The organism is Salirhabdus sp. Marseille-P4669, from assembly GCF_900240405.1.
In the GTDB taxonomy this organism is placed as follows: domain Bacteria; phylum Bacillota; class Bacilli; order Bacillales; family Alkalibacillaceae; genus OEQK01.
The window spans coordinates 364,090-383,949 of the sequence record NZ_OEQK01000002.1 but is presented as its reverse complement, the minus strand read 5'-3'; the positions used below and the strand labels follow the sequence as shown (position 1 = coordinate 383,949).

The window sequence follows — 19,860 nt, the reverse complement described above, 5'->3', positions numbered from 1 at the left end:
TGTCGTATAAGAATCGAAGGCGCTCCTACCTTTGTATGTCCACAAAAAAACCAACTATTAAAAATAGTCGGTTTCATGTTTCATTTATTTTTCTAAATCTCGATAACAAGAACGCACAAAATGAAGCCTTGAAAAAGACCCAAATGTAAGGACTTCTAACTTCACTTTATCTGGTAAGAGTTTTTTCACAATGGCTCGATCGTCAAACCCTAGCCCATGTAGTCGTACCACTTCATTACGCATCTTTTCTAAGTACATATGTTTTTTCTTCAGCATTTTTTTACCATTCGAAATAATGCCTTCATGCGCACAAAAGATAGTGGAAACATCCAATTTCGTTAATTGATCTAACGACGAAATATAATCTGAAATGGATTCTTCTTTTAAACATACCTTTGGAAAGGGAGATACATATAAATCTCCAGTGAACAACCAACCTTTATTTGGCTCATATAATGCGGTATGGTCGTCTGTATGCCCCGGTGTTTTTATTGGAATAAAGCTGAAGTTTGGTGTTCGGAGCATATCCTCGTAAACTCTCCCATTAAAACGGGTTGAAAATAGTTTTTCAAAAGTAGATAGTTCCCATCGGTGATTCACGATATGGATTGTTTCTTCACTACAAAAGATGTCTAACTTTTTATGGCGCTCAAGCCACTTAACCATTCCCGTATGATCACTATGATAATGAGTAATTGCAACCTGGTTAATATCCCAATCCTTATAAATTTTTGCTAATTTGCGTTTTCCTAATCTAGGTCCTGTGTCAATAAGGAGCCCGTCGATATAATATATATATACTGACATATACTTAACAATGGGGTTAACTGGAAATTTTATTCCTTGCACTTCTTCGTAAGTAACGATGTTCAATAATAAGCACCTCATTTATGTAATTACCATTACTAAATCATAAACGAATATAACTATCTATCCCTACAATTAAAGTGATGAACATTATTCTATTATAACGGAAAATACAAAAAGACATCATTACTTAACGAATTTTCATTAAGTAACGATGTCCTTTTTATGAATACCAATCGAATTATTAAGAAACTTTATGTTCTAAACGCAAACGGTCTGCAACCATAGCAATAAACTCGGAATTTGTAGGCTTCGCTTTGGACATATTGACTGTATATCCAAACAGATTGGAAATGGAATCAACATTCCCACGGTTCCAAGCAACTTCGATGGCATGACGTATTGCACGCTCAACTCGTGATGCTGTAGTATTAAATTTCTTAGCAATATCTGGATAAAGCACCTTCGTAATCGATCCTAACAATTCAATATCGTTGTATACCATGGAAATGGCCGTTCGCAAATACATATATCCTTTAATATGAGCAGGAACTCCAATCTCATGGATAATATTTGTAATACTTGCATCTAAATCAATTTGTCTTGATGGTTGTCTTGATGGAATAGACGAAACTTGATTTGATTTCACGATTGCAGGGTTTTCACTTAACTGCAAAATCTGCTCTTTTAACTGATCCAAATCAAATGGTTTGAGCATAAAATAAGCTGCACCTAAATCTACAGCCTTTTTTGTAACCTCTTCTTGTCCGAATGCAGTTAACATAATGACTTTTGGAACTTTATTTAAATTTAACTCCTTCATTTTTCTTAAAACTGCAATACCGTCTATATGCGGCATAATAATATCTAAAATTAAAACATCCGGTTGTTTTTCTTCGATAACCTCTAAGCATTCTTTCCCATTGAATGCTTTACCAATCACTTCAATTTCGGATTGTTCACTAAAATAATTTTCTAATAATTGAACAAGTTCTCTATTATCATCTGCCAAACATACTTTTACTTTCTCCACAAGCCTTTTCCTCCTCTATAAGTACTCCTATTTACTCCACTAACATATTCGACACAAGTTCTAAAATTCCTTTTTTTCAGTTAAAAAGATTAAAAAATATGTATTTTTTTTAGTTTTTCTAACTATTTCCTTTATTTTTGCTCCAAATCAACATTTTTCGATAAAAAATGTCGAAAAATCTTTAACGAAAGTCACCCCATTTCTATTTCAATGCGAATTACAGAATTTACTGACAATAACTACCACTTGTTTAATACCCAAACTTTTAGCTATTTAAACATCCTTCTTCAAAACAACCAAAAATCATTATTTTTTATACAGCATCTGTATGCTTCTTTCGATAAAAAGGAAAGAAGCGAGCAATTAGCTCGCTTCTTTTTGACCTTTATAAATATCGATACCTGCTTCCTGTAACATCCATTCAATATGCACTCCATACCCACTTGTTGAATCGTTAACGAAAACGTGTGTTACAGCACCAATAATTTTGCCATTTTGAATAATTGGGCTTCCACTCATCCCTTGAACGATTCCGCCAGTTTTCTCTAAGAGCCTAGGGTCTGTAATCTTGATAATCATTCCCTTTGTTTCAGGATGTTTTTGTGGTACAGAACTCACAATTTCAATATCAAATGCTTCTACTTTTTGTCCCTCTAGAACGGTTAAAATTTGTGCAGGTCCTTGTTCTACTTGGTGAGATAGCGCGATTGGCATCGGTTTGTCCATTACATTATTTTTAATGTCTGATTTTAGTTCACCAAAAATCCCAAATGGACTATTTTTTGTAATACTACCGATGGATTCATCTTCGATAGAGAATTCTGCATTTTTCTCTCCTGGTACACCATTCGATCCTTTTTCAATGGATGTCACATTAGAAGGTACTAATTGTCCATCATGAATTTGAATTGGCTTTCGTGTATCCATATCAGATATAACATGTCCTAACGCTCCATATTTTTTTGATTCCGGATGGTAAAATGTCATCGTTCCAATTCCGGCTGCAGAGTCACGAATATATAAGCCAATACGTTGTTTGCCATCTTTATTATCATATTTTGGTTCTAGGGTCGTCGTAAATTCTTTGTCATTTCGTTTTACTTTTACTTTTAACGCCTTACCTTCTGCCCTATTTACAATCGCAGCAACATCATCAACCTTTTTAACCTTTTTGCCGTTTATTTCTAGAATAACATCCCCAACTTTAATCCCTGCCTCTTCACCAGGTGACACTTTCGCTTCACCTGAATCAACTAAGTGATGACCTACTACAAGGACTCCTAATGTATGAAGTCGTACACCTATTGATTGTCCCCCTGGAATTACTTTCAAATCATTCAATACTTCTACATTTACCTTTTTGATTGGCATGCCTGCCCATTCATAGAAAAGGGTGCTTTTACCAGGTTGCTTCGGAATAATGTTGTTTGAAAATGCCTCAACAGACTCGTTTTCTTGGTCCATTGATGTTGTACTATTTGCTATTGCAGGCAAAGCATAACCATCTTGCTCATCAAACAACGTTATCTCATCTGGGATAGAAAAGTATTGTGACATAGGAGGTATAAATGGAATTGACAGGAATGAAACAAGGAGGATCAAGCCTATCATGATTCGCATGATTTCTCTCTTTTTCACTTTTTCACTCTCCTCGCTTCTAACCCATACCAAAATGAAATGCTGTATTAATAATTTGACCTTCTCATCAATGTTTTAAACAGTGTAAAGAACAGAAATACAAGATATCTTTTCCACAATTTCAAATTCATTAGGAAATGCAAATCTGATGAAGGGGTGAAGTTAGTTAAGCATAAAAGGTTAATCATAACGATAACTTGGGTAGTGTAGAGGTTTTTGTACTCGTGTGGGTGGCAAATCAACATTTTTATAGATGCTTGCTTTATCTGTAGCGTACATATCGTTTGCTGTCCTCGCTGGATTTGATTGGAAATTTAAAAATGGAGTGCTTATAATTTTCTGATTTTGGTGCAGAAATTAAAAAATCCGTGTAAAAAGCGCGAAGGAATATATAGGAACTCTATTTCCTTCGCGTTTACTACGTAACACTATTCCGGCAGATTATGATCGCGCCACAGTTTCTTTAAATTTCATTGCTAAGTTCAACAGTTCCTTAGCATGGTCTTTTGTAGTTTTTGTTAATTCTGTACCGGTCATCATTCGGCCAATTTCTTCTGTTTTTTCCGTGTCAGTTAGCTCTTTAACTTTTGTTATGGTCCGATTTTGTTTTTCAATTTTTTCAATTAAAAGATGGGAATCAGCCATAGAAGCTACTTGTGGTAGATGACTAATACATAGCACTTGTGAGCTATTGGAAATGGAATAGATCTTTTCTGCAATCGCCTGTGCTACTCTTCCACTAACACCTGTATCCACCTCATCAAAGATTACGCTTGTTACTCCTTGATGACGAGCAAAATTTTTCTTAATAGCAAGCATGATTCTAGATAATTCTCCACCAGATGCAATTTTATGAACTTCTTTTAAAGGTTCCCCTAAATTGGTGCTTATCATAAATTTGATATGATCAAATCCATTTTCATGTAATTTAATGGATTTCCCCTGCCATGTCGGATCGGTTTCATTTCCACCCAATACTGAAAAATCAACATCAAAATTTGCTTTTTCTAAATATAGATCCTTAAGCTCGATTAAAATTGCAGTTTTTAATTTTTCAGCAGCTTGTGTTCTTAAATGGTGTAATTGTTCTGCAGCTAATATGGCATCTTTGCTTTTTTCTTTTAACTGCTCTTCAATTTTAGATAGATGTGCATCTTTGTTTTCTAATTGTTCAATTTCTTCATCAATCGTTGCGGCGTAATCTAAAATTTCAGCTACCGTTTGCCCATATTTCCGTTTCAGTCGATTTATTTCATTTAATCGTGCTTCGATTTCGTTTAGCCGTTCTGGATTAAATTCCATTTCATCTAATTTCGATCGCAAACGAAAAGATAGCTCCTCAAGCAAATAATATTGATTGGAAATGTCGTCTGATCTTTCTTTTAGCTCTGTATCATACTCCTTGATGCTTTCAAGTGAGGTCATCGCATGGGATAGCCAATCCAATCCTTTTTGTTCTCCATATAACGCATAATAGGCATCATGAACCCCTTGATAAATCTTTTCGTAATTTGCTAATGTATTTCGTTCTTCTTCTAATTTTAGGTCTTCGTCTACACTTAAATCTGCTTCTTCAATTTCAGATTGTTGAAATTTTAATAAATCGAGTCTTTGTACTATTTTTTGTTCATTTTCACTTAGTTCTCGATACCTTTTTTCAAGCTGCTTATATTCACGATACAACCTTTGATACTCTTCTTTTGCAGGTCCAATTTTATCAATGTTGTATAAATCCAATAATACTAAATGCTTATCGGCATTCATTAAGCTTTGTGTTTCATGCTGACTATGTATATCAATTAAAGTTTGACCAAACTCACGTAATATGGCTAATGTAACTAATTTGCCGTTTACTCTGCAAATACTTTTCCCTGAGGAAGTAATGGTACGCTGTAAAATAAGAGTACCTTCATCATCTAATTCAATACCCAATTCTTTTGCTTTTTGAAAGGCTAAGTGCATGTTGTCTTCGATAAAATATAACCCTTCTATTTCTGCTTTTTGACAACCGTGACGAACATATTCCGAAGAGCCTCTTCCACCAGCTAAAAGTTGGATTGCATCAATAATGATGGACTTCCCTGCACCAGTTTCCCCTGTTAGAACGGTAAGTCCTTCTTTGAATTGAATTTGAATGTTATCGATAATTGCAAAGTCTTTAATGGACAATTCCACTAACAATTCGTCCACCTCCACTCCCTAAAGAATTCACCTGAAATTAAAGCATTTCTAAAAACCGTTCTTTTAAGTCCTTTGCATTTTCTTCTGTTCTACAAATAATTAAACACGTATCATCACCACAAATTGTACCTAGTATTTCGGCCCAATCTAAATTATCAATTAAAACTCCTACTGCTTGTGCATTCCCTGGCAACGTTTTCAAGACAATAAAGTGACTAGCCATATCCAACTTTACGAAGGAGTCCATAAGCAAACGTTTTAACTTGTTTAAAGGGTTAAATCGTTGATCTGCAGGAAGACTATATTTGTATCGGCCATCAGACATTGGTACCTTTACCAAATGCAGTTCTTTAATATCTCTTGAAACAGTTGCTTGTGTAACATTGTAACCAAGACTTTTCAATTTATCTACAAGCTCATCCTGTGTTTCTATATCATTTTCGGCAATAATTTCACGAATTTTAATATGTCTTTGGCCTTTACTCACCATTTGCTTCACTCCATTTTCCTATTTTAACGTTTAACATATAAAAAAAGAGACTACATAAAAGAAGCTGTAGTCCCTCTTCGTTGTTTCTTAATGTGTTTTACTTAGGTTTTCATGAGCTTCTTTCACAACTTGTTCCACATTTATATGTGAAGAGATATGACCAGAACCAGTGCCCTCCCATGAAAGATGGACTAGAAATTCAATATTTCCTTCTCCTCCAGTGATTGGAGAATAGGTTAAGTTTTTAACGTTATAGCCTTCCCTCTCACAAAAATCAAGCATATTTCGAACTACTTGCTTATGAACTTTTGAATCACGCACAATGCCCTTTTTACCCACTTGATCTCGCCCTGCTTCGAATTGTGGTTTAATTAAAGCAACCACATCGCTATTTACGTCGAGTAAATTTTTTAATACAGGTAAAATGAGCTTTAGTGAAATAAACGACACATCAATGGTTGCAAAATTTGGTGCTCCATAGGTTAAGTCATCTAAAGTTACATATCGAAAATTTGTTTTTTCCATTACAATGACTCGATCATCATTCCGTAGCTTCCAATCTAACTGATTATAGCCTACATCAATTGCGTAGCTTTTCATTACACCATTTTGCAATCCACAATCTGTAAACCCACCCGTCGATGATCCAATGTCAATCATAATTTTTTGATTTACAGATACATCAAAAACTTGAAGTGCTTTTTCAAGCTTTAACCCACCTCGACTTACATAAGGTATTGCTTTACCTTTTACTGTAAGCGGTATGTCACTCTCTACTTTTACACCTGGCTTGTCTAACCTTTCACTTTCTGAGTAAACGAGACCAGCCATGATGGTTCGTTTTGCTTTCTCCCGTGTTTCCACTAAGCCTCTTTCAACTAATAATACATCTAATCGAACTTTACTCATGCTGCCTCATGCCCTTAATTTTTTTGACATCATTGCTTTTAATTTTTCGATAACCCTAGCCTCTGTCAACCCAATTTCACTCCAAAGCTCACTTATACTACCGTGTTCAATAAAGCGGTCCGGAATACCCATTCTTTCCACTATTACATCTAGATGTTTTCCAAGCTCTTCTTTAAATTCAAGAACCGCACTCCCAAAACCACCTTGCAGCACATGTTCTTCAATTGTAAGAACTGGTATATTTTCAGCAAAAATGTCCTTTAGCATTTTTTCATCTAATGGTTTAATAAAACGTGCGTTAACGACGCGAATGGACAAGCCTTGATTTTCTAATTTTTTACTTGCCTCTAATGCTAAATCAATGGTTGTACCAAATGTTAAAATAACCCCATCTTTTCCTTCCTTTAAAACTTCCCACGAACCAATCGGAATTTTTTTAAAGGAATCATCCATTTCGACACCTAAGGCATTTCCTCTAGGGTATCGCAATGCAATCGGGCCTTGGTCATATTCAATAGCTGTGTAAACCATATGCTGTCCTTCGTTTTCATCCTTAGGCATCATCAATACCATATTTGGTATATGTCGTAAAAATGCAATATCAAAAACACCTTGATGTGTTTCACCGTCTGCACCTACAAGACCAGCCCGGTCAATACCAAATACAACATTTAAATTTTGGCGTGCAACATCATGAACGATTTGATCATACGCTCTTTGTAAAAACGTGGAATAAATCGATAAAAATGGTTTCATATTTTGGGTTGCTAGGCCTGCTGCAAAGGTGGTTGCATGCTGCTCTGCAATTCCTACATCAAAAAGCCGTTCTGGAAATGCTTTTTTGAAGTCCTCTAATTTCGAGCCTACTGTCATTGCAGGTGTAATAGCGACTACTTTCTCGTTTTCACGAGCTATTTTACTTAAGGCATCGCTAATTACTTTACTCCAACCAGGTGCTTTTGCTTTCTTTTTAACCGTTTCACCAGATTCTATTTTATAAGGTCCCACTCCATGCCAGGTACCAACTTTATCTGCTTCTGCGGGATGATACCCTTTTCCTTTTTTCGTAATGACATGAATGATAACTGGTCCCTCTGTTTTTTTCGCATATTGAATGTTTTCTGCTAATTTATCAAAGTTATGACCATCCACTGGTCCATAATAAGTAAAGCCTAACTCTTCAAAGAAAATTCCAGGAACAACAAAGGATTTCATTCCATCTTTTATTCTTTCTGCTGTTTGTGCTAGCTTTCCACCAACAGCAGGAATTTTCTTTAACAAATATTCCATTTCATCTTTAACCCATTGGTATTTATTTGCACTTCTTAGTCGACCTAAAATATGATGTAATGCCCCTACGTTTGGAGCTATCGACATTTCATTGTCATTTAGGATAACGATAAGATTTTTGTTCTCATTGCCAATATGATTTAATGCTTCTAGTGCCATCCCACCAGTTAAGGCACCGTCACCAATAATGGGAACAACAAAATGGTCTTCCCCTTTTAAATCTCGTGCTACAGCCATACCCATAGCTGCAGACAACGATGTAGAGCTATGACCTGTTTCCCAATGATCATGCTCACTCTCATTTCGTTTCGGAAAACCACTTAGACCTTTATATTGTTTTAACGTATCAAAATCCTTCGTTCTTCCAGTTAAAATTTTATGAACATAAGATTGATGTCCAACATCCCAAATAAATTTATCTTTTGGGCTATTAAAAGCTTTATGCAGAGCCAACGTTAGTTCAACTACTCCTAGATTAGGAGCTAGATGTCCGCCAGTTTTCGATAATGTATAAATTAAAAACTCGCGAATTTCTTGTGCCAAAGCTTCTAATTGTTGAGTTGTATAGTTTTTTAAAAAAGTCGGATCTTGGATTGTACGGAGATCCATATGGGATCACTCACCTTCATTAGGAACTACTTCCTTTTTTCTTTTTTTAATGCAGGTAATAATTTAATGTGTAAGTATTTTTCAATAAACGCAATCGTTTTACCTGCAAATAAAATAATTTTCGTTGAAGAGTGAATGGCAAAATATTTACCTAAAGCCTTTCCTCCTACAGTAAACGCTGCAACGATACTCGTAAAGATAATTGATATGGTTATTTGATTAGTGGAATCCTCTTGGAAGCCCATTCCTAATGCTAATTGTACTACTACTGCTGCCGACGCAGTACCACTAACAATCCCAGATATATCTCCAATTACATCGTTACAGAAACTTGCAAAACGATCTGCATTTCGAACAATAATGATCGATTGTTTGGAACCCGAAACCTTTTCTGCAGCCATAGCATGAAAAGGTACTTCATCTGCAGATGTTGCAGCAATACCAAACATATCAAATATAACACCAATTAATACAATACATAAAACAATAAGCATACCAAAAACCCATCCAACGCCACTAAGAAGCACGGAGGATATAATTGTAAAAATAGCCGCTAACACAAAGGTGATAACGGCGATACTTAAGCTAAAACGTAATGATCGTTTCATCTGACTCATTTATATTTTTCCCTCAATATGTATAATGTATTTAAACTTTTTTGGATATATTAATAATGCAAGGAATGGTCATTTAAAGGGTAAAAATTGCAGCTTAGGTCCAGTAGGTTTTCCCAGTTGAATACCGCGAGTTGCCTCAAACGGCGGTTCCCCTTTAAATTCAACTTAGCGTCGTCACCGAGCGCTAGACTGGATTACCACTTAGTCTGCACCATAATCCCCTTTAAATGTCCGAAGAGTCAGTCTAGGAGTTTTCCTCGACAGTCTTTAACCGCTCCCTAGCCTCTTTTGCAGTACTGATTTCAAATGGTATACAAGGCAAAAAAATAGTGGCCACCTATTTGTTTTGCATTAAACCATTATCCCCTCAAATACCACTCAAGGCAGGCTACGCTGCTGATAGAGCTCCCCATTCGCCCCATCAAGCAGGTTCATACCCCATTCCGTAACAAATTGAGTGTTATCAATATGCCACAGTAATGGGCCTCCGCGGAAGTAGGGTCAACGCCCACATGCCTTTGTGGATCGCCCCACAACCTTAACTCCCAGCATCGACCCAAGGCTGGGCTCCTCAAGCCGACACAAGGAACTTCATCGATGTGCCCTTTGGCAGATTTTTAGGCCTGCCTTCAGGAACGGAGGACCGACTAGAATACTGCACCATTCCTTATGTAATACTAATATATCACATTTTAAAAGTTCTTCTCAAATACAATTATTCTCATTAATGATCACGATTTCCTAGATAATCAATAATTTCAAATAAAATGCCGTTATTTATATTTGCTTGTCTTAATGCTTCTTTTGCTTTTTCCATTACTTCTAGTTTATGGCGAATGGCACCATCTAAACCAAGTATTTTCGGATATGTGCTTTTATCTGCAAGTTCGTCGCTTCCGATTGGTTTGCCTAATGTATCTTGATTTCCAACCACATCTAATATATCATCTTGAATTTGAAATATTAGTCCAAGAGAAGTAGCATAATCATCTAGCGCTTCAATTTGTGGAGGTGTAGCTCCACCTAAATAAGCACCTACACGAACCGCAAATCGAATTAATTGTCCCGTTTTAAGCAGATGAATATGATTCATTTCCTCAATGGTTAAGGATTTGTGTTCTCCATCTAAATCAAGCATTTGACCAGCAACCATACCTTCTGGACCTGCTGCTTTGGCGAGCTCTTTCATAACAAATACTTTTTCTTCTGCTTTGAGTAATGGTGTTGCTGCAATTAAATGAAAAGCCTCGGTTAAGAGCCCATCACCAGCTAATATAGCGGTTGCTTCATCGTATTGCTTGTGATTAGTCGGTTTCCCTCTTCTATAATCATCGTCATCCATAGCTGGCAAATCATCGTGAATCAAGGAATAGGTATGAATCATTTCTAATGAAGCAGCTGGAACGAATACTTTATCAAGTTCATGATGGAATGTTTCAAATGCAGCCATCATTAATATCGGACGAAATCGTTTTCCACCTGCTTCAATGGAATACACAATTGATGACTTTAATTGTTCAGGACTTTTTAATCCATTAACCAATGCAGTTAATCGACTATTAAATAAGTCCCGTCTTTCCTCCATGTATGTAGTAAACTTCACATTAATCCTCCTGCGGTGAAAAAGGCTCAAATTCACCTTGTTCATTCATTATTTGTTCCATTTGCTTTTCAACTTTTGTTAATTTATCGTTACAGTATTTGGAAAGCTTCATTCCTTCTTGATAATAGTCTATCGCTTTTTCTAATGGAACATCGCCTTCTTCTAGCTTTGCTACAATGACTTCTAGCTTTTCAATCGCTTCTTCAAAACTCAGCTTTTTCTCTTGCCCTTCCATTACTTTTCCTCCTCCTTAATTGCCCTTACTTCACACATTAACGTACCGTCTAATAATGTAACATCCACGTTTTCACCTATTTGCACATCCCTTACTGATTTTACAACGTTCTTATTCTCATCATATGTAACGGTGTATCCACGCTTTATGATATCTAACGGATTTAGCAACGATAATTTATCTAGGCGATGACTAAAGATGGAGTGTTTGTTCTGTAATTGAAGCTTCATCGCTCTTTGTAGCCTTTCCCTTACATTAGTAGCTTGGATGGTTACCGTTTCTATTTTCCGGCTCGGGTGATGCTGCATAAGTCGCTTCGTAATATTCGTAACATTATCCATTTGTTGACGCTGATAGCTCTTTATGGTCCTTTGAAGCTGATCGAGCAAACGGTCTAAATCAAGCTCCTTTTGCCGTAACATTTGAACTGGATACCGAAACGCATACGATTCCTCTAAGCTTGTCAATTTCTCTCTTAAAGAGGTAAGCTTCATTGTGGTTGCCCTTTGGATACGTGCTTTCATAATAGATATTCTATCTGCAACATCTTGTACTGAGGGAACTGCTAATTCCGCAGCACCTGTTGGGGTTGGAGCTCTTAAATCAGCTACAAAATCACTAATGGTAAAGTCCGTTTCATGGCCGACCGCAGAAATAATGGGTATGCTGGAATTCGCAATTGCACGGGCTACTGACTCTTCATTAAAAGACCATAATTCCTCAATAGAGCCACCCCCACGCCCAACGATTAAGCAATCAAATAACTGTAATTCATTTGCTCGATTGATAGCTTGTACTATGGATTGTGGTGCATATTCTCCTTGAACTAGGACTGGGAGTAACGTTTTTTTAGCTATCGGATATCTTCGATTTAACGTAGAAAAGATATCCCGTACAGCTGCACCAGTGGGAGAGGTGATAACACCTATATGTTCTGGATATTTAGGGATGACTTTTTTCCGCTCTTGATTAAAAAGACCTTCTTTTTCTAATTTCTCTTTTAATTGTTCATATGCTAAATATAAGGCGCCAATTCCATCAGGTTGCATGTCATGTATGTATAATTGGTACTGACCGTGTGGCTCATAAACGCTTATTTCTCCTTTAATTAGCACATTCATCCCGTTCTCAGGTCGAAATTTAATAAAACGATTGTAGCTCGAAAACATTACTGCTTGTATACGCGCTTGATCATCCTTCAACGTTAAATACATATGTCCACGAGAATGTAATTTGAAATTTGAAATTTCCCCTCTTAGGTATACTTCTTTTAAATTACGATCTGTTTCTATTTTATGTTTTATATACCTCGTTAGCGCTGTTACGGTCAAATATCGATTTTCCACAGTCACGCTCCCCTTTATAGACCATTATTGATCCGATTCCTCAGATTTCACAATTTTGGAAAGAACCCCATTTATAAATTTGCCGGAACTTTCATCTCCGTAATCCTTTGCAATATCAACAGCCTCATTGATTGAAACTTTTACTGGTATGTTTTCTATATATTTCATTTCGAAAGTTGCCATACGGAGTAATGTTCTTTCTACTGAAGCAATTCGCTTTAATGACCAATTGACTAGTTGTTCACTAATCATTTCATCAATTTGGTTTTTATGCTCCATAACGCCATAAATAAGCTCTTTGGTGAAGTCATCCATTGGCTCTTCCTCTGTTGCAAAGGAAATCGCTTCTTCTGCATTTATGTCATTTATATCAATTTGAAATAAAATTTGAAAAGCCTTTTCTCTTGCTTTTCTTCTTTTCATATGAATTTCTCCTTTGTTGTTCAATCCGATGTATAAATATACAGTTTTACATTTAAAGAAACTTATATTTACTATGCCCTTTTGAATGATAACATTTAAAAGAAAGAATTGCCACATCAAAGCTAGTCAGGTAGCACTTCGGCTTTTTATATCTTCACTTTTTGCATTTCGATTTATTCAACATTACTTATTGTGTCCGTTTTTTATGCCAAGCTTAAGCTTATGTCCTACGTAATGCAACAAAAATGACCATGAAGATTTTCCCCATGGTCACTTGTATGTTTCTATTCTTCTATCTCTGCTTCCTCTTTTTGCTCCATTTGTACACCTACAACATGGACGTTTACTTCATTGATTTTTAAAGCAGTCATATTAAGTAAAGCTTGACGAATGTTATCCTGAATAGCTTGTGCTACGGTAGGAATAGAAAGTCCGTAATTTAAAACCACATAAACGTCAATTTTAATACCATCACTGGATAGTTCTACTTTTACACCTTTTCCGTGATTCTTTTTCCCAAATCTTTCTGTTACATTTGTAGCAAAGCTGCCTCGCATTTGGGCAACTCCAGATATCTCACTTGCCGCTATTCCCGCAATAACCTCAATAACCTCTGGAGCAATCTCCACTTTACCTAATGATGTATCTTCACTCACATTCAATAGTTCATTTTCTGGCATGAGTCAGCAACTCCTTTCCTTACTCATTATCCATTATATTATATTTTTCCAAAAACTTCGTATTAAAGTCACCTTTTATAAAAATTTCATGATTCATCATTCTTTGGTGGAAAGGGATTGTCGTATGTATGCCATCAACAATAAACTCATCTAAAGCCCTTCTCATTTTATCTATTGCTTCTTCTCTCGTTTTACCATGTGTAATTAGCTTTGCAATCATGGAATCATAATGTGGTGGGATCTTCCACCCAGAATAAGCAGCAGAATCTACTCGGACACCATATCCGCCTGGTGGCAAATACATTTGGACCTCACCTGGAGAAGGCATAAAGTTTTTAAACGGGTTCTCTGCATTAATCCTACATTCCATTGACCAACCTTGGAATTCCACCTCTTGTTGGGTAAAGGAAAGTTTTTCTCCGGAAGCAACTTTAATTTGTTCTTTAATTAAATCGATTCCAGTAACCATCTCAGTTACAGGATGCTCTACTTGTATACGAGTATTCATCTCCATAAAGTAATATTGATTACTTTGTTTATCGAATATAAATTCAATCGTACCAGCACCAGTGTATTCTACAGCTTGTGCTGCCTTCACTGCAGCATCCCCCATAGCCTCACGAATTTCTGGAGTAATGGCTGGTGATGGTGTTTCTTCAATTAATTTCTGTAATCTGCGTTGAATCGTGCAATCGCGCTCTCCAAGATGGACAGTATTTCCATATTGATCAGCTATTACTTGAATCTCAACATGGCGGAAATCTTCAATAAATTTTTCAATATATACACCAGGATTTCCAAATGCAGTTTCTGCTTCGTTTTGGGTAACTCGTATTCCTTTTACTAAATCTTCTTCATTACGAGCAATACGAATACCTTTTCCTCCACCACCTGCTGTTGCTTTAATAATAACAGGATACCCTATTTCTTCTGCAATTTGAATTCCTTCTTCGACGTTTTCAATAATCCCTCTTGAACCTGGTACAATCGGAACACCAGCTTCACGCATTGTTTCTCTTGCTACGTCTTTCGTGCCCATTTTTTGAATCGAGTAACTACTTGGGCCAACAAAAATAATATTACATTCCTTACATATTTCTGCAAAGTCTGGATTTTCAGCTAAGAAGCCGTATCCTGGATGAATTGCGTCTACCTCTGTTAATGTGGCCACGCTCATAATATTCGTTATATTTAAATAGCTTTCTTTACTAAATGCTGGCCCAATACAGTATGCTTCATCTGCCAGCTTTACATGTAAAGATTCTTTGTCCGCTTCTGAGTAAACCGCTACTGTTTCGATCCCTAGCTCTTTACAAGCACGAATGATACGAACGGCGATTTCTCCTCGATTCGCTACTAATAATCTTTTTATCACAAACCTCAACCCCTTATTTTTTCACTCGGAATAATGGTTGACCATACTCTACCAGTTCACCATTGTTTACTAGGATTTCAACGATCTCGCCTGTAACTTCTGCTTCTATTTCATTAAATAATTTCATTGCTTCTACAATACATACCGTAGTATCGGCTTTAACCTTGTCACCAACTTCTATAAAAGGATCACTATCTGGGGAAGGTGAGCGATAGAATGTACCAACCATTGGTGATGTAATTTCGTAGTCAAATTCTTTAGACTTTGTATCTTTTTTCTCTTCCTTTTGTTCTACTACATTACTTTCTTCTTTAGGCACTTCTACTTGTGGTGTAGCCTGTACAACTGGTTGCTGAACAGCTGCCACTGGTTGCTCTACAATAGTAGTGGTAGGTCCACTTTTATCATTATTTTTCTTCATTTTTACTTTTGCACCATCGACTTCATATTTGAATTCGTCAATAGATGATTCATCAATAAGCTTAATTAGTTCTCGAATTTCTTGAATTTTTAACATTTTAGGCACCCCTTTATCTTTTAAACTAATACTCGGTCTAGCATTTCATACTCGTATAACCCTCTGTGTTCATAATAAACTTATAGAAATCTCTAATTTAATAACAGGTGCTAATAACACCTATTAATTATTTTATTACAAGTTACTAGTAAACTTCAACTTTAAATCGTACTACATAGAAATATTCCATAATCCATTGTGTATCTCCTGCTATATCACAAATAGAAAATGGAATTTTTTCTGTTGTCGCCCTTAACTCCAATCGTTTCCTCCTTTAATATCCCATAATACCTTAACAGAATACGAAAAAACCTTGTCGTGATTTACGACAAGGTTTTTTCGCTTTCCATTATTCTTCTGCTTGCTCTTCGTCTGTAGTTTCAGAAGACCCCTCAATCTGGAACTTAACATCTGCAGGCACATCCCCAAACTCATCTCGCACCATTTGCATAATATTTAATGCTTCTTCTTTAGACTCTTTTTCTGCTTTAACAGTTACATGTACAATATCCTCCTCAGCTCGTACAAAAACATCGGAATAATTATTTTCTGATTGTATTACTTTTTCTAGCAAACCTTCTTTATAATCTAATTCGTCTAATTTCGTCATTGCGTCCATTGCTTCTTGCTTTTCTTGTACAGAGGCGTCGCTTGAAGCAACAATATTTTCATACTGCTCTTTCATCTTGCTTCTCGTGTCTTGAAGATCTAAGCGTAATTGTGTAAACAGTTCATCTGTAGAAGTGGAAGAAATAGGGTTACCCTCTGCATCTGTCTCAATACTTTCCATTCCTTCTGTAATATTGGTTTCAATGGAGCCTTCTGTATTCGTTACTTCTGATTGCTCCTTATCCTCTACATCCACTAGCGCTACTTGATCTCCACCTGGGGAAGTCATGTAGTATACACTAAGTACAATAAGTAAGCTTAGCATTGTTAATAACCATACCGTTTGTTTTTTTAACATCATAATCATATTCCTCCTCAAAATTTATTTAGGATTTGCTGTAACTCTATGAGTAGGTACATCTAGTACTCTGGAAACTGCTTCTATCACCATTTGCTTGGCTTCTACATTTTCCAGACCAGATGCCACTACCATAACGCCACTCACTTCTGGTTTCTTTATCTGAATTAACAGTGGCGATTCTTGATTATTGTTACGAATGACAACAGTTTGTCTCTCCTCGGAAACCTCTTGGATCTCCCTCTCTCCTCCATTTTGATCTGTCTCATTCGTTGTTTGCTGACTTTCAATGATGTTCTTCTCATAAACTTTCAAGCTCGTTGCATCTAAGTTCACCATAATGTCTACATCAGAAACTCCATTTAGTTTTTCTAACATTGCTTTCAGTTGTTGTTCGTAATCCGATTCCATCTGGTTGATGACAGCTAACTTATCATCCTGGGTAACAGTAGTACTACTGTTTGATTCCTTTTTAACCTCTTGTGTATGTTGCGTGATGTTTGGATTAATTTCCAATTCAGGACTATCCTTTTGAAAAATGTCGCTTACTAAAATAATGAGAAGTCCTACTAATCCTAGAATAATTACATAGGAAAGAAATGTTGGTTTACCATTTTCATCTTTTTTTAGTTTTAATAGAGACCAAAACTTTTTCATGTAGTTTCCCCTCCTTCCCAAATGAGGTTTATTTTGTTTTTTGATATCTCCCAGAAGGAGGCTAAATCATCTTGGATTTGTTCTAATGGTAGATCTTCATCAGTTGATTCTTGATTGAAGTCGATGACCACGTTCTCTACTTCACTACCACCATTTGACAGTTCTTCTTTCATTAGCTCAACGGATAGTGATTCAACATTTTCCCAGTTCAGTTCTTCATTTTCTTCTAAAAAGGTGAATGTTATATCTTTTATCGCTACTCCATACTTATCTATCAACTCCCCTTCAGCTTGTTCTTTTAATTGGACAACTGTCTGGTTTAATATATATGCACGTTGGGAGGCTTGTATTTCACTTTTCTCATTTTCTATTTGATTTTTTATTTCATCTAGTTCATTTTCACTAATAGATAAGGAGTTTTCGACCAATCGACTAGCGTCTGTATTAAATAATTGGAACAATGGCTGAAGGAAAATGAGTACTAGAATTAAACCAATCGCAAATTTAACATATTTTTGCATTGCCGATTGAGGTAATAACAAATCAATAAACATTGCGATTAATAAAAAAATGATAATTTGTGCTACCCAATCCTGAATAAAATCCATTGTCTCCCCCCTAACGCATCATCACAGTTAGATTACTAGCTGCAACCAAAATAACGATACTAAGAAAAAACATAATCGTAACAACGAGAAGAGCTGCAAAAACATACAATATATGTTTACTAATTAGATCCAATGTTTTAATAACTGGCCCCCCACCAATTGGTTGGATAATTGCAGCGGCTATTTTATAAATAACAGCTATTACAAATACTTTAATAGCTGGAAATAAAGCAATAGACAAAACAATAATTACTCCAACAATCCCCACTGTATTTTTCAATAACATAGATGCGGATATTACGGTATCGGCGGCATCGGTAAACATCCTTCCAATCACAGGAATAAAGTTCCCGGTTACAAATTTTGCTGTACGTACTGCAACACCATCGGTAACAGCTGCTGCTGCACCTTGGATTCCAATGACTCCGATAAAAATAGTTAAAAATACACCCAAAATAGCAAGTCCTGCATTTTTTAACAAATTGGCTAACTGTGTTGCTTTATAATGATCGTTTAATGAGCTAACAATATGTAATAAAGCAGATAAGAAAAACAATGGTAACACGATTGTAGAGATAAGTACTCCGCTTGTATTAATGAGAAAAAGGATAATTGGGTGAAAAAAGGCAACAGACGTAATACTCCCTACCGAAGCTAAAATACTTAATACTAAAGGTAACAAGGCAATCATAAAGTTAGACATTGCATCTATTGCGTTATTCGTATAGGAAACAGCTAAACTAAAACTGGATAATGCTAACGTAATAAGCACTAAATAGATTACTGCGTAAGCAACTTTATTTACGGTTTTTGATTCAAAGGCATTTTGCACCGTTTGTAGAACGACCGCAAAAAGGGTCAACAAAATTAAGGAGCCTAATAGCTTTCCATTTAATAACAGCTCATGAAGTAAATACTTTCCAAGTCCTTGCATCCAATTGGAAATGGACAGTGGAGCATCCTCTTTTACAAAGTCTGTTAAACTTTTCGAAGTAAGCTCTGGCAAATACTCACCATATGTATTTGTGACGCTTCCCCAATATTGTCCAATCGTATCAAATGATTCTCCTTGCATTTGCTCGTTTGCCCAATCCTCTGGAGTTGTTTCTGCTGTTGAATCGGTCTCTGCATGGAGATGCAAACTTCCCATCAGGACAAAACTGAAAAGAGCAATGATACATCCTACTTTCTTTAAACCTTTCAACTTAAAATGCTCCCTTCCAAGTTACCAGTTTCATATTTTATCTGTTATAGCGGTATAAAGTTTAGAATGGTTTCTACGACAGCAGTTAGAATTGGAACAGCAAGTACAAGTATGAATATTTTTCCTGCTAGTTCAATCTTGGAAGCAATGGAGCCAAGCCCGGCATCACGTGTGATTTGCGCTCCAAATTCAGCTATATATGCAATCCCGATGATTTTTAAAATCGTACCAACATACATAAAGTTAATATTGGCTTTCGTCGTTAAATCTGTAAGCAAACGAAATATTTCACCTATATAAGGGATGACAAAAAGGAAGATAATGATGCCCGAGAATAGCACGATAAAAAATGCGATGGAATCACTTTGTTGACGAATAACAATGGTTAGTATTCCAGCAAGAATACCAAAGGAGACAAGATGCAAAATCTCCATATATTTAATAGCCCCCTATTATGCTTTGAAAAAGAAATACTGAACGAATCTGAGTAAATAAATCAGCAAGGTTATTTACGACAATTAACAGGACAATGATAAACCCTATTAAAGTAACCCAATGCGCGTAATCCTCTTTGCCCATTTGCTTTAAAACTGTATGAATCATTGCTACAACAATGCCGATCCCCGCTATTTGAAATAACAAATTTGTGTCGCCTAACATGGTGATTGCCG

At 36.2% G+C, this 19,860-nt stretch carries 21 protein-coding genes; all 21 read right to left on the bottom strand.

Translation table 11 applies throughout. The annotated features are described in order from the left end of the window. Positions 1–84 precede the first annotated feature (84 nt). Positions 85–873 carry an MBL fold metallo-hydrolase gene (locus C1A05_RS04965; RefSeq protein WP_159462000.1) on the bottom strand — a complete coding sequence of 263 codons (789 nt, stop codon included), beginning with the start codon at positions 871–873 and terminating at the stop codon, positions 85–87. A gap of 178 nt (positions 874–1,051) precedes the next feature. Continuing rightward, positions 1,052–1,840, bottom strand: coding sequence for a sporulation transcription factor Spo0A (gene spo0A, locus C1A05_RS04960; protein ID WP_102027075.1), 789 nt, complete (start codon positions 1,838–1,840; stop codon positions 1,052–1,054). A gap of 363 nt (positions 1,841–2,203) precedes the next feature. Continuing rightward, the gene (spoIVB, locus tag C1A05_RS04955; protein WP_102027369.1) at positions 2,204–3,460 is read right to left on the bottom strand and encodes a SpoIVB peptidase; all 1,257 of its coding nucleotides are present in this window, start codon (positions 3,458–3,460) and stop codon (positions 2,204–2,206) included. 459 nt (positions 3,461–3,919) lie between these two features. Further along, on the bottom strand, positions 3,920–5,659 hold the full coding sequence (gene recN / locus C1A05_RS04950; protein ID WP_102027074.1) for a DNA repair protein RecN: 1,740 nt from the start codon (positions 5,657–5,659) through the stop codon (positions 3,920–3,922). 37 nt (positions 5,660–5,696) lie between these two features. Beyond that, on the bottom strand, positions 5,697–6,146 hold the full coding sequence (gene ahrC, locus C1A05_RS04945; RefSeq protein WP_102027368.1) for a transcriptional regulator AhrC/ArgR: 450 nt from the start codon (positions 6,144–6,146) through the stop codon (positions 5,697–5,699). A 90-nt stretch (positions 6,147–6,236) separates the two neighbouring features. After that, complete coding sequence (locus C1A05_RS04940) at positions 6,237–7,058, bottom strand: TlyA family RNA methyltransferase (protein WP_102027073.1); 822 nt, start codon at positions 7,056–7,058, stop codon at positions 6,237–6,239. 6 nt (positions 7,059–7,064) lie between these two features. Next, positions 7,065–8,957 carry a 1-deoxy-D-xylulose-5-phosphate synthase gene (gene dxs, locus C1A05_RS04935; RefSeq protein ID WP_102027072.1) on the bottom strand — a complete coding sequence of 631 codons (1,893 nt, stop codon included), beginning with the start codon at positions 8,955–8,957 and terminating at the stop codon, positions 7,065–7,067. Positions 8,958–8,983: 26 nt separating this feature from the next. Further along, positions 8,984–9,574 (bottom strand): hypothetical protein, encoded by a 591-nt coding sequence (locus C1A05_RS04930; protein ID WP_102027071.1) that lies wholly within the window; start codon positions 9,572–9,574, stop codon positions 8,984–8,986. Positions 9,575–10,298: 724 nt separating this feature from the next. Continuing rightward, complete coding sequence (locus C1A05_RS04925; protein ID WP_234998343.1) at positions 10,299–11,177, bottom strand: polyprenyl synthetase family protein; 879 nt, start codon at positions 11,175–11,177, stop codon at positions 10,299–10,301. 1 nt (position 11,178) lies between these two features. Further along, positions 11,179–11,412 (bottom strand): exodeoxyribonuclease VII small subunit, encoded by a 234-nt coding sequence (locus C1A05_RS04920; RefSeq protein WP_102027070.1) that lies wholly within the window; start codon positions 11,410–11,412, stop codon positions 11,179–11,181. Then, on the bottom strand, positions 11,412–12,758 hold the full coding sequence (xseA, locus tag C1A05_RS04915) for an exodeoxyribonuclease VII large subunit (protein WP_102027069.1): 1,347 nt from the start codon (positions 12,756–12,758) through the stop codon (positions 11,412–11,414). The genes C1A05_RS04920 and xseA overlap by 1 nt, the downstream gene beginning before the upstream one ends. A 24-nt stretch (positions 12,759–12,782) precedes the next feature. After that, positions 12,783–13,181: a transcription antitermination factor NusB gene (gene nusB / locus C1A05_RS04910; RefSeq protein WP_102027068.1), complete on the bottom strand. Its 399-nt coding sequence runs from the start codon at positions 13,179–13,181 to the stop codon at positions 12,783–12,785. Positions 13,182–13,465: 284 nt separating this feature from the next. Then, on the bottom strand, positions 13,466–13,861 hold the full coding sequence (locus C1A05_RS04905; RefSeq protein ID WP_102027067.1) for an Asp23/Gls24 family envelope stress response protein: 396 nt from the start codon (positions 13,859–13,861) through the stop codon (positions 13,466–13,468). A 19-nt stretch (positions 13,862–13,880) separates the two neighbouring features. Next, entirely contained in the window at positions 13,881–15,236 is a 1,356-nt protein-coding gene (accC, locus tag C1A05_RS04900) for an acetyl-CoA carboxylase biotin carboxylase subunit (RefSeq protein ID WP_102027066.1), read from the bottom strand. Between the two features lie 13 nt (positions 15,237–15,249). Further along, complete coding sequence (accB, locus tag C1A05_RS04895) at positions 15,250–15,753, bottom strand: acetyl-CoA carboxylase biotin carboxyl carrier protein (protein ID WP_102027065.1); 504 nt, start codon at positions 15,751–15,753, stop codon at positions 15,250–15,252. A 349-nt stretch (positions 15,754–16,102) separates the two neighbouring features. Beyond that, positions 16,103–16,723 (bottom strand): SpoIIIAH-like family protein, encoded by a 621-nt coding sequence (locus tag C1A05_RS04890; protein ID WP_306373245.1) that lies wholly within the window; start codon positions 16,721–16,723, stop codon positions 16,103–16,105. 21 nt (positions 16,724–16,744) lie between these two features. Next, positions 16,745–17,377, bottom strand: coding sequence for a stage III sporulation protein AG (gene spoIIIAG / locus C1A05_RS04885; protein WP_102027064.1), 633 nt, complete (start codon positions 17,375–17,377; stop codon positions 16,745–16,747). Further along, positions 17,374–17,985 carry a stage III sporulation protein AF gene (gene spoIIIAF, locus C1A05_RS04880; RefSeq protein ID WP_102027063.1) on the bottom strand — a complete coding sequence of 204 codons (612 nt, stop codon included), beginning with the start codon at positions 17,983–17,985 and terminating at the stop codon, positions 17,374–17,376. Before spoIIIAF ends, spoIIIAG begins: the two co-directional genes overlap by 4 nt. A 10-nt stretch (positions 17,986–17,995) precedes the next feature. Continuing rightward, positions 17,996–19,189 (bottom strand): stage III sporulation protein AE, encoded by a 1,194-nt coding sequence (gene spoIIIAE / locus C1A05_RS04875; RefSeq protein WP_102027062.1) that lies wholly within the window; start codon positions 19,187–19,189, stop codon positions 17,996–17,998. A 44-nt stretch (positions 19,190–19,233) separates the two neighbouring features. Continuing rightward, the gene (spoIIIAD, locus tag C1A05_RS04870) at positions 19,234–19,623 is read right to left on the bottom strand and encodes a stage III sporulation protein AD (protein WP_102027061.1); all 390 of its coding nucleotides are present in this window, start codon (positions 19,621–19,623) and stop codon (positions 19,234–19,236) included. Positions 19,624–19,627: 4 nt separating this feature from the next. Further along, positions 19,628–19,849: a stage III sporulation protein AC gene (gene spoIIIAC, locus C1A05_RS04865; protein ID WP_102027060.1), complete on the bottom strand. Its 222-nt coding sequence runs from the start codon at positions 19,847–19,849 to the stop codon at positions 19,628–19,630. Positions 19,850–19,860: the final 11 nt, after the last annotated feature.